Below are 14,518 nucleotides of genomic sequence, written 5' to 3'. Positions count from 1 at the left end.
GGCCTTTGTCTCCTTGCTAACAGGCGGCCGGTCCCACTGCCACCGCGGCCGGACCGAACGGGGTGCCATGCGGCGTTTCCTTGCGGACGAACGCCCGGCGCAGCGCGTGGTAGGGCGCTGTGGGGTCGAAGAAGGTGCGGTGCATGCGGGCCAGTTCCTTCTCCCGGTACACCGCCAGCGGCTCGGCCCGTTCCCGGCGCTCGTACTCGGCCTTCTTCGCCGCGATCCGCGACTGAGTGGCGGGATACGGTGCCAGCCGTGCGGCCAGCCGGGTGACTTCGTCGGTGAACTCCTGCGGACCGCAGTCGACGACGCGGTCCACCAGGCCGAGCCCCAGCGCAGCTGTCGCGGTCACCGGCTGGGCCTCCCGCATGAGCCGGTCCGCAACTGGGCCGCCCACGCGCCGGGGCAGGGTGTACGTCCAGTACTCCGAGCCGTACAGCCCCATGCGCCGGTAGTGCGGGTTGAGCACCGCGCCCGCCCTGCACCAGACCTCGTCGGCGGCCAGCGCGAGCATCACCCCACCGGCCGCCGCATTACCGCCGACAGCTGCGACCACGAGCCGGTCGTTGGTGGTCAGCACGGCCTCCACCAGGTCGTCCATCGCGTTGATGTTGGCCCAGGACTCCGCTGCGGGGTCGGCGGCCGCCTCGATGACATTGAGGTGGATGCCGTTGGAGAAGAAGTCCCGGCCGCCTCCCAGCACCAGCACCGAGGTGGGCCGGGAACAGGCCACCCGGTAGGCGTCCAGCAATCGCCGGCAGTGTGCGGTGCTCATCGCACCGCCGGGGAAGGAGAACGACAGGAGGCCGACCTGTCCCTCCTCCCGGTAGTGGATGTCGGTCCATGTCCTGCGGTGGCCGTCGCGGTGCCCGTCGTGGTGGCCATCGCGGTCCCCGTCGTGGTGCAGCGGCGCGGGAAGCTCCGGCAGCGCCGGGAGGCGGCCGGCAAGGGCCAGGGTGGCAGGCAGTTTGAAGGTGGCCGGCCCCTCGGGCCCGCGGCGCGGGCGCAGTTCGGGGATCCACACCGCGCCGTCCACCGTCGCGCGGCAGATGGCACCGGCACGAGTGGCCAGCAGGTCACCGGGACGGCCGCGCAGCTGGTCCTCCGGGTGGCCGCCATGGAGGAACCACTCACCGCCCAGCAGGCTGTCCAGCACTCCGGGCTGCGAGTCCGCGGCGCGCAGCTTGCGCACGACGGTCCCGGTGAGGTCCTGCTCCCAGGAGATACGCCGAAGCTCCTGGCGGAACCAGGGCCGGGTGCGGACCGGGCCCGGCAGGCTGTTCTGCGGCTGCGGGGTGTACGTACCGGACGCGAACCGGTCGACGGCCAGCAGAAGAGCGGTGACGGCGGCGTCGGAGACTTCGTTCCGGTACAGATCGCTCTTGGCGAGCGGCGGCAGCGGGCAGCTCACGGTGGCCCACACGTCACCGGCGTCCATCTCCTCGTCGGCCTGCAGGACGGTGACACCCCACGAGCCGGCGTCCTCGTGGATGGCCCAGTCCAGGGAGGACGGCCCCCGGTCACCCACCGGCCCGGGATGCACGATGAGACAGGTGTGTCCGGCCCACACGTCCCGGGGCACGGCGGTCTTCAGCATGGGGGCCACGACAAGCTCCGGCTCGTGCCGGTGGACCGCGGCCCGAACGGTGTCGCCGCACGGTGTCAGCTCCACGGCGACGGAGTGTCCGCGGTCGCGCAGTTCCGCGTGGACTCGCTGAGTGAGGCTGTTGTACGCACTGGCGACGAGCAGGATGTGCATGGCGGCCTTCCACCGGATCCGGCGGCTCACGGCCGGGAGAAGATCCGGCCGCCTGCGATCGTCGGACACATCCGGCCGCCGCCGTCGGTACGGAGCCGCGGAGGTCACTCGAAAGCGACCCTCAGGGCGACCGATCGGCGGCGCTCAGAACGCCGCGTAACGCTCCGGCATGGGCAGCTCCACGCCGTCCAGCTCCAGGGTGCAGCCGGGTTTGACGCGCACGAGGTGCGGCTGGTGCACCCGGACCAGGAACTGGCGGGCGGGCTCGTCCGGCAGCTCGCCGGTCAGCACTGTCGTCCCCGTACCGTGCTCGCGCCGGTACGCGATCACCTTGCCGTCGACCAGGAGCTCGATTCCGCCGGTCCTGCCGGGGCCCACGTTCACCGTGATCGAGTGCTTCCCCCGGTCGAGGTGGAAGTGATGGTTACGCGACATGGCACACCTCCACAGCGCCGTCGTAGTCCAGACTAGGTCCGACCTGAGACCGCCGCAGGGTTGCCCGCAGGGGCACGGCCGGCCGGCGGAGCAGGCCGCCCGGGGTGTCACCCCGGCCGGAGCGATGTCGGGACGGCACCGCTGCACCAGCGGTGGCCCTCAGGGCCGCGAGTAATTCACCCGCCGGCCCGCACCGGAATCAGGGGGCGCACGGCACCGACGCGGCCGTCTTCTCCGCCTCCTCGCCGAGCCGGCCCAGCAGTACGGCCAGGCGCGCGTCGTCCGGCGGGAGAGCGGCCAGCAGGACATACGCGCTGCCGTCGGGCCGGAACCCGAAGGGCGCGACCAGCCGCCCCGCCCGGAGGTCGTCGTGGACGAGGGCGAGCGGGCCGATGGCCACGCCGATGCCGCTGGCCGCGGCCTGCAGGCTCAGATAGAAGTGCTCGAAGGTCTGCTCGGGTGCGGTGGACAAGGTCTCCCCTGCGGCCGTCGCCCAGTCCTGCCAGGCCGATGGCCGGGTACGTGTGTGCAGCCGGGTCAGGCCCGTCAGGTCCGCGGGCGTGGCGAGGTCCCGCGCGAGCTCGGGGGCGCACACGGGTCCGGCGTACTCGTCGAACAGCCGGTGCGCGGGCACGCCGTCCGGCAGCGGGAAGTCGTTGCGCCGGATCGCGGCGTCGATTCCCTCGCGGTCGAAGGGGACCGGGCCACCGGAGGCGACGAGGCGCAGATCGAGGGCGGGCGCGGGTTCGGCGATCATCGGCAGTCGGGGGATCAGCCAGCGCATCAGCAGTGTGGGCTCGCAGGACAGCACGAGCGGACCGGGTTCGGCGGCCGCCCGGGTGCGGCGGGCCGCCGCGCTGAGGAGGCCGAGGGCGTCGGCCACGTCATGGGCGAGCTTGCGCGCGGCCGGCGTCGGGACGACCGCGCGGTTGCGCCGCTCGAAAAGCGCCACTCCCAGGGCGTGTTCGAGTTGCTGGATCTGGCGGCTCACCGCGCCGTGGGTCAGATGCAGCTCGGCGGCGGCCTTGCTCATGCTCGCGTGCCGGACCGTCGCCTCGAAGGCGACGAGCGTCCCGAGCGGCGGCAGATCTGTCCAGGTCATGTGTGAAATCCTGTCACAGATCATGTGAGCAATCATCGCTTTACGAGCCCCCGGTCGACCGGTGAACATAGTGGCACGCGAGGGTTCAACCAGGGGAAGTACGAGGCGACAGCAGCCGGGACCGAAGGGTTCGCACGATGAAGAAGGTCAGTTCCGCTCACACACTCGCTTCGTTCTCCGACACCTGGAGCCCCAAGGTGGCCGGTCGGCCGGATGAGGCAGGCATGACACAGCCACGGACGGTCGCGATCCTCGCCGACGACCTGACGAGTGCGGGCGACGGGGCCGCACCCTTCAGGGCGGCCGGCTTCCCGGCGCGTATCAGTCTCGCGGGTCCTGCCGACGGCCCGGCGCCCGGCGTGACCGCGATCGACCTCGACACCCGCACGGGCCCGGCCGACGCCGCGGCTGCCCTGACCGCCCGGGCCGCGAGCGCCCTGGCGGGCGCGGATGTCGTGCTCAAGACGGTCGACTCGACGCTGCGCGGGCATCTCGCCGCGGAGATCGGTGCCGCACTCACGGCCCTGGCGGCGAGCGGCCGGCGTACGGCCGTCATCGCGCCTGCGTTTCCGGCGGAGGGCCGCACGACCGTCGGCGGCGTACAGCTCCTGGCGGGGCGGCCGGTGCACGAGACCGCATTCGCCGAGGACCCGGCCCATCCGGTGCGCTGTGCCGATCTGACGCGGCTGATTCCCGGCGCCGTACGGGCGGATCGCGTCGCACCGCAGGAGCGGACGGTGCCGCGGCTCCTCGGGACGGCCCCGCTCATGCTGGCCGACGCCGCCTGTGACGAGGACCTGGACGCTCTGGTGGCCGCGGTGCCCGATCCGGGACAGGTGCTCTGGGTCGGTTCACCGGGCCTTGCGGCGGCCCTGGCCAGAAGGCTGGGCCCCGGCCCCGGCAGTCCCGCTCCCGAAGGTGACGTCCGCTCATCCCGGCCGCGCGTCCTGGTCGTTGTCGGCAGTCTCCACCCGGCGGGCCGCGAGCAGTCCGCGCGGTTCGCCGCCCGGGAGCACGGCGCGCTCGTGCCCGTCCTGGACCCCACGGCCGTGGATCTCGCGGAGCGGGAGCTGGCCGCGCGATCCAGGGCGCTGCTGCACGGACCGGACGTCCGTACCGAGCACTCGGTGCCGGAAGCGCTGGCCCGGGCCGTCGTCACGCTCGCGTCCCGCGACGCCTTCGACGCGCTGGTACTCACCGGTGGGGAGACCGCTCGTACCGTCCTGCTCGCGCTGGGAGCCCGCGACCTCCACCTCGTCGACGAACCGGAACCGGGCATCGCGCTCGGCCTGCTCGACCACCCCCGGCGGATCGCTGTCGCGCTCAAGGCCGGCGGCTTCGGCGACCGCGACACGCTCTGCCGTCTCACCGACCTCATCTCACGTACCTCATAGGGAGTTCGACGTGCGCCCCATAGCGGTGACCATGGGTGACCCGGCCGGTATCGGACCGGAGATCACCCTCGCGCTGGTGGCCGACGACCGCTGCGGTCCTCCGGTACTCGTCATCGGTGACGAGGGAGTACTCCGCCGCACCGCGGCGGCCATCGGTCTCGACATCCCGATCCGAGCCCTGGACTCGGTGGACGACATGGACGACGAGGCGGGCACCGTGCAGGTGCTGTCCGGGACCTCCCTGCCGGAGGAACTCCGCCCGGGGCGGGTCGACAGCCGGGCCGGGAGGGCCGCCTACCAGTACGTGGCCAAGGGCGTCGGTCTCGCGCTCGAGAACCGGGTCGCCGCCCTCGTCACCGCGCCTCTCTGCAAAGAGGCCCTGCGTCTTGCGGGACTCCCCTACCCGGGTCACACCGAGATCCTCGCCGCGCTCAGCGGCACCGAGCGGTACGCGATGATGATGGCCAACGACGAGCTGCGGGTCGTCCTCGTCACCATTCACCAGGCTCTGCGCGAGGCGGTGGACTCCCTCACCGTCGAGGCGGAACTGACCGCGCTGCGGCTGGCCCATGACGCGCTGCGCAGGACGGGGATTCCCCGGCCGCGCATCGCCGTCGCCGGACTCAACCCGCACGGCGGCGAGAACGGGCTGATGGGCCGCGAGGAGCACGACATCATCGCGCCGGCGGTGCGGTCCGCGCGTGCCGAAGGGATCGACGCGAGTGGGCCGTGGCCGGCCGACACGGTCTTCCTCCGGGCGCGCCGAGGGGAGTTCGACGTGGTCGTGGCCCAGTACCACGACCAGGGGCTGATCCCGGTGAAGTACCTCGGCCTGGAGCACGGGGTCAACATCACCATCGGCCTGCCGTTCGTCCGCACCAGCGTGGACCACGGCACGGCCTTCGACATCGCCGGTCAGGGCATCGCCGATCACACCAGTCTGCTCGCCGCGCTGCGGCACGCCCGTGCGCTGACCGGCTGCGCCCAGGTCGAAGACACTCTCTAGCAGAACACCAGGAGTGCACCGTGGACTTCATCTTCATGCTCACGCGCGACGACCGGACCGTACGCGACTGCCTGGAACTCGTCGACAGCCTGGCGGGCGTCGGGCTGCGGCACATCGGCTTCAAGGACGTCGGGGTGGATGCCGGCACCCTGGCCGCGCTGCACCGCCGCATCAGGGCCACCGGCGCGACGAGCTGTCTCGAAGTGGTCAGCACCAGCCGGGAACGGGCCCTGGACTCGGCCCGGATGGCCGTCGACCTCGGCGTCGACCAGCTCATGGGCGGCATCTGGGCCGAGGAGACCCTGGAGCTGCTGCGCGGTACCGGAATCCGCTATCTCCCCTTCCCCGGAACTCCGTCCGGCCACCCGACGCGGCTCGGCGGCACACCGGAGCAGGTCGCCGAGCAGTGCCGGCGCTTCGAGGCGGCCGGGTGCGACGGAGTCGATCTGCTGGCCTACCGGGCCACCGACGCCGATCCGATGGAGCTGGTACGCAGTGCCCGCGCGGCGACGTCCGGACGGCTCGTCGTCGCCGGCGGCATCGACAGCCGCGAGCGGATCGCGGCACTCGCGGCGGCCGGCGTGGACGCCTTCACCGTGGGATCGGCGGCCATGGCGGCGGCCTTCGACCCGCATCTGGGCACGCTTCAGCGCCAGTTGGCCGTCATCCTGGACGCCGCCGCGTCGTCATCCGCCGCGTGCGCCTGAACGAACCTGACGCGCCCTTGTTGCTTTGTCGATTTCCGCGGACATTACGAGGATGACGATCGTCGCACTGCTGGGCACCCTCGACACCAAAGGACTCGAATACGCATGGCTGCGGGAGCGGTTGCTGCGACACGGGGTCGAGGTGATCGTGATCGACGCCGGTGTGATCGGCGAGCCGAGATCACCTGCGGACATTCCACGCGCCGAGGTGGCCCGGGCGGCGGGCGCCGAGCTGACCCGCCTGCGGGCCGAGGGCGACCGTGGCGCCGCCGTGACGACGATGGCCCGCGGCGCCGCCGAGATCGTCCGCCGACTGTACGAGACGGACAGGCTGCACGGACTGCTGGCCATCGGCGGCAGCGGCGGCACGTCGATCGCGACCCGGGCGATGCGCGGACTGCCCGTCGGCGTACCGAAGCTGATGGTCTCCTCGATGGCGTCGGGTGATGTCTCCGCGTACGTCGGATCCGCGGACATCACGATGATGTACAGCGTGGTGGACATCGCCGGGGTCAACACGGTGTCCGCTCCGGTCCTGGCGAACGCCGCCGACGCGATCGCCGGAATGGCGAAGGGCTTCGCCGCGGCCCCCCGGGCGCTGCACGCGGCCCGTCTCGGTGCGGGCGACAGACCACTCGTCGCGGCGACCATGGCCGGGGTGACGACTCCCGGAGTGGACGCGGCACGGGCCCGGCTGACCGAGCTCGGCTACGAGGTGCTGGTCTTCCACACCAGCGGCGCGGGCGGACGCACGCTCGAATCCCTCGCCGGGCAGGGGCTGTTCGCGGGAGTCCTGGATCTGACCCTCAGTGAACTCGCCGACGAACTGGTGGGCGGCATCCTGACCGCGGGCCCGGACCGGCTGCGCGCCGCCGGGCAGGGGGGTGTTCCGCAGGTGGTGAGCCTGGGAGCGCTGGACATGGTGAAATTCGGCCCGCTCGACACCCTTCCGGGGCACCTGCGCGACCGCAACGTGCGGGTGCACAATCCCTCCATCACCGTCGTCCGTACGACCGTCCCGGAGTGCGCCGAACTGGGCAGTCAGGTCGCCGTGAAGCTGCGCGACGCCACCGGACCGACCGAGGTGTGCGTCCCGCTGCGCGGGCTGTCGACGCTCGGAGCGCCGGACGGTCCCTACCACGACCCGGTTGCCGACACGGCGCTGTTCCGCACCTTGCGGGACGGGCTGCGAGGCAGCGCGGTGGAGATCGTGGACTTCGACACGCACATCAACGATCCGTCGTTCGGCCGTGCCGCCGCGGACCGGCTGCACCGGCTGATCACGGGTACGCGCGCGAAGTCCGCCGCCGGCTGCGCGTGACCCGCTCCCATCGACGGGAACCGGTCGTGGCGGAATTGTGTCTGTTGTGGGGACGATCGGCGCACGCGTCGGAGGCCGGACAGGACCAGGTCCTGTCCGGTCGATCAGGCCGGAGAGGACCCAGGGGGCGGGATGAACGGATGGGCGGTCCCCGGATACACGGAGACCAGGGAACTCGGTTCGGGCGGCAGCGGGCGTGTCGTGCTCGCCGTCCACGACGCGACGGGCACGCCGGTCGCCGTCAAGTACCTCAGTGAGCGGATGCGCCGCGACGAGGGCTTCGTGCGGGTGTTCCGCTCGGAGGCGCAGCTCCTCGGCGAGCTGGACACGCCTCATGTCGTACGGCTGTACGAGTACGTCGAGGCGCCGGACGGTGCGGCCATCGTCATGGAGCTGGTCGACGGCATCGCCCTGCGCGCCCTCCTCGCCAGGGAGGGGAGCACGGGCCCTGAGCCCGCTCTCGTGGTCCTGAAGGGGTCACTGCTGGGACTCGCGGCGGCGCACCGGGCGGGTGTGGTGCACCGGGACTACAAGCCGGAGAACGTGCTGGTGGCGGCGGACGGTTCGTCCAAGCTCGTGGATTTCGGCATCGCCGCGAGCCGCGGTACGACCCCCGGGGTGGCGGGCACTCCCGCGTACATGGCGCCGGAGCAGTGGAGCGGAGAGCCGGCCTCCCCCGCCGCCGACGTGTACGCCGCGACGGCGACGTTCTTCGAGTGCGTGACCGGCCGCAAGCCCTACACCGGGCAGAACTTCGCCGAGCTGGCGCTGCAGCACACCAGCGCGCCCGTGCCGGAGGCGGACGTGCCCGAGCAGCTGCGTCCCCTGATCCGGCGCGGGCTGGCGAAGCAACCCGAGCACCGGCCGGAGAACGCCGAGGCGTTCGTGGCGGAGCTGGAGGAGACCGCCTGCGCGGCCTACGGCCCGCAGTGGGAGGAGCGCGGCCAGCGGAAACTCGCCGCGCTGGCGGCGCTGTTGCCACTGATGTTCCCTTCGGCGGGACCACAGCCCGCGGGAGCCCCGGCACGGGCGACGACCTCGCTGGGGCGCGGCCACCGGCTCGGCGGTCTGTGGCCGGGCAAGCAGGGGCTGTTCGCCGCGTCGCTCGCCCTCGTACTGGGACTCGTGCTGGTCATCGCGGCCCGGGCCACCGGTGAGGCTCCGGTGCGTACGACGGCACAGGCGGTCGCCACCACCAGTGCCGTGCCGCCGGACGAGGCGTCCCCGCGGCTGTCCGCCCCGCCGGCAGTGAGCGCTTCGCCGACCGCCTCGGTCTCGCCGGCACCGACCCCGAGCGCCACCGGGCCGGCCCCCACACCGTCCTCCGGGGATCCTGGCCCGTCCGCGCCGCCGGTCACGGCGTCCGAACCGCCGGTCGTTTCCGAACCGCCGGCCGTTTCCGAACCGCCCGTCACGCCGGAGCCGCCCGCGGTGACCGTCACCTCCGTGTCCGTCAGCTCGCTGCGCCAGACCGGTTCGACGACCGCCACCACGACCGTGGACATCGTCACCGACGGGACCGGCCCCGTGACCATCACGCTGGACTGGGCCACCGCCCAGTCCCAGGGCGGTCCCGGCACACCGGACGGCACCGCCGGCACCTTCGAACGCAGCGGCGCCACGCAGTACACCCTCACCGTCGAGCACACGTTCCAGAACAGCAGGGCCTGCTACTGGAGGGTCCTGGCGAGCAGCACGCCGGCCGCCGCGAACGGCGGTTCCCAGCAGGAGATCCTGACCAGGAGGTGCACCGTCGGATGAACGATCCGCGCATCCCCTTCACCGGCCGGCCGGACCCCGAGGACGAATACAGCGCGACGGTGCTGGCCAGCCACTGGGTCGACCGGCCGGAGCCGGTCCCGGACGCGGTCGAGGGCACGGTGCTCCGGTTCGGCCCGGGGGTGACTGCGGCCGTCCGTGAGCGGTACGACCGGGACAACACGGCCACCGTCTGGCACGGCACTCTCGCCGGCGGCACGCCCCGGCCGCAGGGGCGCCGCACGTCCCGGCTCGCGGGGCTGCGCCGCTACACCCTGGCCGCCGTGGTGCTGCTCGTCGTCCTCGGCTTCCTCGCCTGGCAGCGGTACGGGCCCGGGCTCGCCGTCCGGGGCGTGACGGTGGGCACCGACCCTGCCGGCCCGGGCTGCGACGGCACAGCCGTCATCACGGCCCTGGTCGACACCGACGGGCGGCCCGGCAGCCTGACGTACCACTGGGTACGCAACGACGGCACCACGTCGGAGGTGCTGAACGAGCGGCTGGCCCGCGGACAGCGGCAGGCGCGCCTCCGTCTGCTGTGGACGTTCCACGGCGAGGGCGCCTATGACGCCCGGGCCGAGCTGCGGATCACCTCGCCGAGCCGCCACACGGCGGCAGCCGGCTTCACCCACAGCTGCCCCTGACCGGCCCGCCTCGCTTGCGGGGGCACCGGAGATGCACTCAAGCGGATCACCAGCTTGTGGCCTTCCTGCGCACCTCGCCGTAACCACATGTTGTCGCGTATGGCCCGATTGGGCTCAGCGGTGCTAGAAAGGACGCGTGATCAGGCCCTTCGACCGATTGCGGGGCGTGTCGGTTCGGCCACTGATCGGCAAGCGCCCCAGGAGCGTCGCCGGGCAGGTCTTCGTCCTCCAGGTGGCGGTCGTGGTCCTGCTTGTGCTCGGTGCGATCCTGGCGCTGGTGCTCCAGACCCGGCACGACAGTGACCGCGAGGCCCGGAACCGTTCGGTCGCGGTCGCGGAAACGTTCGCCCAGTCTCCGGGACTTCTGGACGTCCTCAAGTCGCCCGATCCCTCCAAAGTGCTCCAGCCGATCACCGAGGAGACCCGCAAAGCAGCGGGCGTCGACTTCATCGTGGTGATGGACACCAAGGGAATCCGTTATACGCATCCGCTGCCGGAACGGATCGGCCATCGCTTCGTCGGCACCATCGAACCGTCGCTGAGGGGCGAGGTTCTCCTCGAGAGCGTCGACGGACCGCTCGGGCAAGAGGTGCAGGCAGTGGTCCCGGTGACCGATCCCAATGGCTCGGTCGTGGCCCTGGTCTCCGCCGGTCTCACCGTCAAGAACGCGTCCGAGGCGCTCAACCAGCAACTGCCGGTCATTCTCGGCAGCGGCGCGGTCGGCCTCGGCCTGGCCACGACCGGCACCGCGCTGGCGACCAGACGTCTGAAGCGGCAGACGCACGGGCTCGGTCCGGCCGAGATGACCCGGATGTACGAACACCATGACGCCGTGCTGCACGCCGTACGGGAAGGCGTCGTCATCGTCGGCGGGGACGGCACGCTCCTGCTGGCCAACGACGAGGCCAGACGGCTGCTCGAGCTGGGCCCCGACGCCGAGGGACGGCCCGTGGAAGAGCTGGACGGCCTCGATCCCTCCACCGCGGAGCTGCTGGCCTCCGGCCGCGCGGCCACGGACGAGGTCCATGCCGCGGGCAACCGGCTGCTGGTGGTGAACCAGCGGCCCACCGACGGCCCCGGCGGTCCGATGGGTACGGTCGCGACCATCCGCGACTCCACGGAGCTCCAGGCCCTGACGGGCCGGGCCGAGGTCGCACGGAAGCGCCTCAAGCTGCTGTACGACGCCGGGGTGGGCATCGGCACGACGCTCGATGTCACACGTACGGCCGAGGAGCTGGCCGACATCGCGGTCCCCTCCTTCGCCGACTACGTGACCGTCGACCTCGCCGACCCGGTCCTCAACGGGGACGAGCCGAACGGCGCGGGCGGGAACATGCGCCGCACCGCGGTCAGCGGCATCCGGGACGACCACCCCCTCTACGAACGCGGCCGGCTGATCGCTTTCCTCCCCTCGACCCCGCAGGCCCGTGGGCTCGGCAGCGGACGCGCGGAGGTGGTGACGGACCTGTCCCAGGCGATGGGCTGGCGGGCGCAGGACCCGGAGCGGACGAAGGCGATCGTCGAATACGGCATCCACTCCCTCATCACGGTGCCGCTCCAGGCCCGGGGTGTCGTCCTGGGCGTGGCCAACTTCTGGCGCTCGGAGAAACCCGGCCCGTTCGAGGACGAGGACCTGTCCCTGGCCGAGGAGCTGGTCGCCCGCGCCGCCGTGTCCGTCGACAACGCCCGCCGCTACACCCGCGAGCACGCCCTGGCCGTGACGCTGCAGCGCAGCCTGCTGCCGCGCGCCCTGCCCGAGCAGAGCGCCGTCGAGGTGGCGCACCGCTATCTGCCCGCGCAGTCCGGGGTGGGTGGCGACTGGTTCGACGTGATCCCGCTGCCGGGCAGCCGGGTGGCACTGGTGGTCGGTGACGTCGTCGGTCACGGCCTGCACGCGGCCGCGACCATGGGACGGCTGCGCACCGCGGTGCACAACTTCTCCACGCTCGACCTGCCTCCCGACGAACTACTCGGTCACCTCGACGAACTGGTGGGACGCATCGACCAGGACGAGACGGGCAGCGACGGCGGTACGTCGATGGCGGGGGCGACCTGTATCTACGCGATCTACGACCCCGTCTCCGGGTCGTGTGCCATGGCCCGGGCCGGGCATCCGCTGCCCGCCGTCGTCAGCCCCGACGGCACCGTCGAGTTCCCCGAGCTCCCGGCCGGGCCGCCACTGGGCCTCGGCGGCATGCCGTTCGAGACAGCGGAGCTGCAGATCGCGGAGGGCAGCCGGCTGGTCTTCTACACCGACGGGCTCATCGAGGACCGCACCCGGGACATCGACGTCGGAATCGAGCTGCTGCGCCAGGCTCTCGCCCATGCCGACCGCTCGCCGGACGAGAGCTGCCGGGAGGTGCTGGACGCCCTGCTCCCCGCTCGTCCGAAGGACGACGTGGCTCTGCTCATCGCCCGCACCCGCACCCTGGGGCCCGACCGGGTCGCCGAGTGGAGTGTGCCGTCCGATCCCAGCGCTGTCGCCGGGATGCGCGCCGCCGCGGGCAGGACACTGTCGGACTGGGGGCTGTCCGATCTCGCGTTCGGTACCGAACTCATCCTCAGCGAGCTGCTCACCAACGCGATTCGCTACGGCACCCAGCCGATCCGGGTGCGGCTGCTCCACGACCAGGGCCTGACCTGCGAGGTCGCCGACGGCAGCAGCACCTCGCCGCATCTGCGGTACGCGGCCACGACGGACGAGGGAGGCCGTGGCCTGTTCCTCGTGGCCCAGATCGCCGAGCGATGGGGCACCCGGTACACCGCCGAAGGCAAGATCATCTGGGCGGAGCAGCCCCTGCCCGGTGAGGGCGCCCCGCAGGACGCGGACGGTGAGGCGCTGCTCGATCTCTTCGACCTCGACAGCGAGGTCCTCTGAGGTCCTCCGAGGGTCGATCCGGCGCGATCCGTCGACCGCGCGAACTCGTCCCGGGCCGCGGCCAACACCTGGCGCGGGTGCGCTCCTGCGTTTCCGCGTACCCGGGCGTACCCGGGCGTACCCGGGACTCTCCGGGTGACCTGGGGCATCCCTTGAACCGCCGTCCGCCGGCCCGGAATACGTACCATCTGGATGACGGGACCGTCCGGAGGGGGCTGGGCACGTTCATGGCACGCATCGGGGAGGACGGCTACCTGCTGAAGTGTTCTTTCTGCGGGAAGAGCCAGAAGCAGGTGAGGAAGCTCATCGCCGGGCCCGCCGGCGTGCACATCTGCGATGAATGCGCCGAACTCTGCAACGAGCTGATCGAGGAGGAGCCGGCCGATGTCACCGAGGCCCGCCTCGACGAGCTGCCCAAGCCGACGGAGATCCACCAGTTCCTCGATCAGTACGTGGTCGGCCAGGAGACGGCCAAGCGATCGCTCGCGGTGGCCGTCTACAACCACTACAAGCGCGTGCGCGGCATGGAGGACGGCGACGATCCCGTCGAGGTCGCCAAGTCCGACATCCTGCTGCTCGGCCCCACCGGCTGCGGAAAGACCTACCTCGCCCAGACCCTGGCCCGGCTGCTGAACGTGCCGTTCGCCATCGCGGACGCCACCGCGCTCACCGAGGCCGGATACGTGGGCGAGGACGTCGAGAACATCCTGCTGAAGCTGCTCCAGGCCGCCGACTACGACGTGAAGCGCGCCGAGACCGGCATCATCTACATCGACGAGATCGACAAGATCGCGCGCAAGAGCGAGAACCTGTCGATCACTCGCGATGTGTCGGGCGAGGGGGTGCAGCAGGCCCTGCTGAAGATCCTGGAGGGCACGACCGCCTCGGTCCCCCCGCAGGGCGGCCGCAAGCACCCCCACCAGGAGTTCATCCAGATCGACACGGCGAACGTGCTGTTCATCGTGGCCGGCGCGTTCGCGGGCCTGGAGACCATCATCGACGAGCGGGTCAGCCGGCGCGGTATGGGCTTCGCCGCCGAGCTCCCCCACGACGACGGGACCGACGGGACCGCGGAGGGGGACGTGTTCGCCAAGGTGATGCCGGCCGACCTGATCAAGTTCGGGCTGATCCCGGAGTTCATCGGCAGGCTCCCGGTCATCGCGCGGGTGTCGAGCCTCGACAAGGCCGCCCTGATGAAGACCCTCACCGAGCCGCGCAACGCGCTCGTCAAGCAGTACCAGAGGCTCTTCGGCATGGACGGCGTCGAACTCGAGTTCAGCCGGTCCGCGCTCGAGGCGATCGTCGAGATGTCCATGCTGCGCGGCGCCGGCGCGCGCGGCCTGAGGGGAATCATGGAGAACGTGCTGCGGCCCGTCATGTACGACATCCCCAGCCGCGAGGACGTGGCCAAGGTCGTGATCAACGAGCGCACGGTCCGGGAGGACGTCAGCCCCCTCGTCGTCACTCGACGGCCCCCGCCGGAGGAGCTGGGCGAGCAGCCCGCCTGACGC

Annotated in this window: 11 protein-coding genes, 1 tRNA gene and 1 pseudogene; 10 read left to right on the top strand and 3 right to left on the bottom strand. The window is 71.8% G+C overall.

Features of this window, described 5'->3' with window-relative positions:
- Nucleotides 1–16: 16 nt before the first annotated feature.
- The 3 genes from AC0699_RS24100 to AC0699_RS24090 all read right to left on the bottom strand — a co-directional run bounded on the left by AC0699_RS24100 (nt 17) and on the right by AC0699_RS24090 (nt 3,299).
- Complete coding sequence (locus AC0699_RS24100) at nt 17–1,762, bottom strand: enoyl-CoA hydratase-related protein (RefSeq protein ID WP_478663809.1); 1,746 nt, start codon at nt 1,760–1,762, stop codon at nt 17–19.
- Between the two features lie 144 nt (nt 1,763–1,906).
- Nucleotides 1,907–2,197 (bottom strand): hypothetical protein, encoded by a 291-nt coding sequence (locus tag AC0699_RS24095; RefSeq protein WP_453659384.1) that lies wholly within the window; start codon nt 2,195–2,197, stop codon nt 1,907–1,909.
- 199 nt (nt 2,198–2,396) lie between these two features.
- Complete coding sequence (locus AC0699_RS24090; protein ID WP_478663691.1) at nt 2,397–3,299, bottom strand: LysR substrate-binding domain-containing protein; 903 nt, start codon at nt 3,297–3,299, stop codon at nt 2,397–2,399.
- A gap of 224 nt (nt 3,300–3,523) precedes the next feature.
- On the opposite strand from AC0699_RS24090, the gene AC0699_RS24085 reads away from it, so the two are divergent.
- The 10 genes and pseudogenes from AC0699_RS24085 to clpX all read left to right on the top strand — a co-directional run bounded on the left by AC0699_RS24085 (nt 3,524) and on the right by clpX (nt 14,515).
- Nucleotides 3,524–4,693: a four-carbon acid sugar kinase family protein gene (locus AC0699_RS24085; protein WP_478663690.1), complete on the top strand. Its 1,170-nt coding sequence runs from the start codon at nt 3,524–3,526 to the stop codon at nt 4,691–4,693.
- Nucleotides 4,694–4,703: 10 nt separating this feature from the next.
- Complete coding sequence (pdxA, locus tag AC0699_RS24080) at nt 4,704–5,699, top strand: 4-hydroxythreonine-4-phosphate dehydrogenase PdxA (protein WP_478663688.1); 996 nt, start codon at nt 4,704–4,706, stop codon at nt 5,697–5,699.
- Nucleotides 5,700–5,719: 20 nt separating this feature from the next.
- Complete coding sequence (locus AC0699_RS24075; protein WP_478663687.1) at nt 5,720–6,406, top strand: HisA/HisF-related TIM barrel protein; 687 nt, start codon at nt 5,720–5,722, stop codon at nt 6,404–6,406.
- 52 nt (nt 6,407–6,458) lie between these two features.
- Nucleotides 6,459–6,923 (top strand): annotated as a pseudogene (locus AC0699_RS24070) (Tm-1-like ATP-binding domain-containing protein); the annotation flags it as partial.
- 171 nt (nt 6,924–7,094) lie between these two features.
- Nucleotides 7,095–7,180, top strand: a tRNA-Gly gene (locus AC0699_RS24065).
- Nucleotides 7,181–7,235: 55 nt separating this feature from the next.
- Complete coding sequence (locus AC0699_RS24060; RefSeq protein WP_478663684.1) at nt 7,236–7,727, top strand: hypothetical protein; 492 nt, start codon at nt 7,236–7,238, stop codon at nt 7,725–7,727.
- Nucleotides 7,728–7,859: 132 nt separating this feature from the next.
- A complete protein-coding gene (locus tag AC0699_RS24055) occupies nt 7,860–9,488 on the top strand; it encodes a serine/threonine-protein kinase (RefSeq protein ID WP_478663682.1) in 1,629 nt (542 codons plus the stop codon).
- Nucleotides 9,485–10,129 (top strand): hypothetical protein, encoded by a 645-nt coding sequence (locus tag AC0699_RS24050; protein ID WP_478663679.1) that lies wholly within the window; start codon nt 9,485–9,487, stop codon nt 10,127–10,129. Before AC0699_RS24055 ends, AC0699_RS24050 begins: the two co-directional genes overlap by 4 nt.
- Before the next feature lie 166 nt (nt 10,130–10,295).
- A complete protein-coding gene (locus tag AC0699_RS24045) occupies nt 10,296–13,007 on the top strand; it encodes a SpoIIE family protein phosphatase (RefSeq protein WP_478663676.1) in 2,712 nt (903 codons plus the stop codon).
- 227 nt (nt 13,008–13,234) lie between these two features.
- Complete coding sequence (gene clpX, locus AC0699_RS24040) at nt 13,235–14,515, top strand: ATP-dependent Clp protease ATP-binding subunit ClpX (protein ID WP_478663674.1); 1,281 nt, start codon at nt 13,235–13,237, stop codon at nt 14,513–14,515.
- Nucleotides 14,516–14,518 lie beyond the last annotated feature (3 nt).

The sequence above is a fragment of the Streptomyces sp. NPDC043870 genome, assembly GCF_056435785.1.
Note: the sequence above shows the minus strand (reverse complement) of the source record. Positions and strands in the feature narration are given on the sequence as shown.

What these genes read in the sequence shown, in the direction of transcription:
- clpX (WP_478663674.1), top strand. Translation starts at nt 13,235, where the DNA reads ATGGCACGCATCGGGGAGGACGGCTACCTGCTGAAGTGTTCTTTCTGC.
- AC0699_RS24090 (WP_478663691.1), bottom strand. Translation starts at nt 3,299, where the DNA reads ATGACCTGGACAGATCTGCCGCCGCTCGGGACGCTCGTCGCCTTCGAG.
- AC0699_RS24100 (WP_478663809.1), bottom strand. Translation starts at nt 1,762, where the DNA reads ATGCACATCCTGCTCGTCGCCAGTGCGTACAACAGCCTCACTCAGCGA.
- AC0699_RS24050 (WP_478663679.1), top strand. Translation starts at nt 9,485, where the DNA reads ATGAACGATCCGCGCATCCCCTTCACCGGCCGGCCGGACCCCGAGGAC.
- AC0699_RS24095 (WP_453659384.1), bottom strand. Translation starts at nt 2,197, where the DNA reads ATGTCGCGTAACCATCACTTCCACCTCGACCGGGGGAAGCACTCGATC.
- AC0699_RS24085 (WP_478663690.1), top strand. Translation starts at nt 3,524, where the DNA reads ATGACACAGCCACGGACGGTCGCGATCCTCGCCGACGACCTGACGAGT.
- AC0699_RS24055 (WP_478663682.1), top strand. Translation starts at nt 7,860, where the DNA reads ATGAACGGATGGGCGGTCCCCGGATACACGGAGACCAGGGAACTCGGT.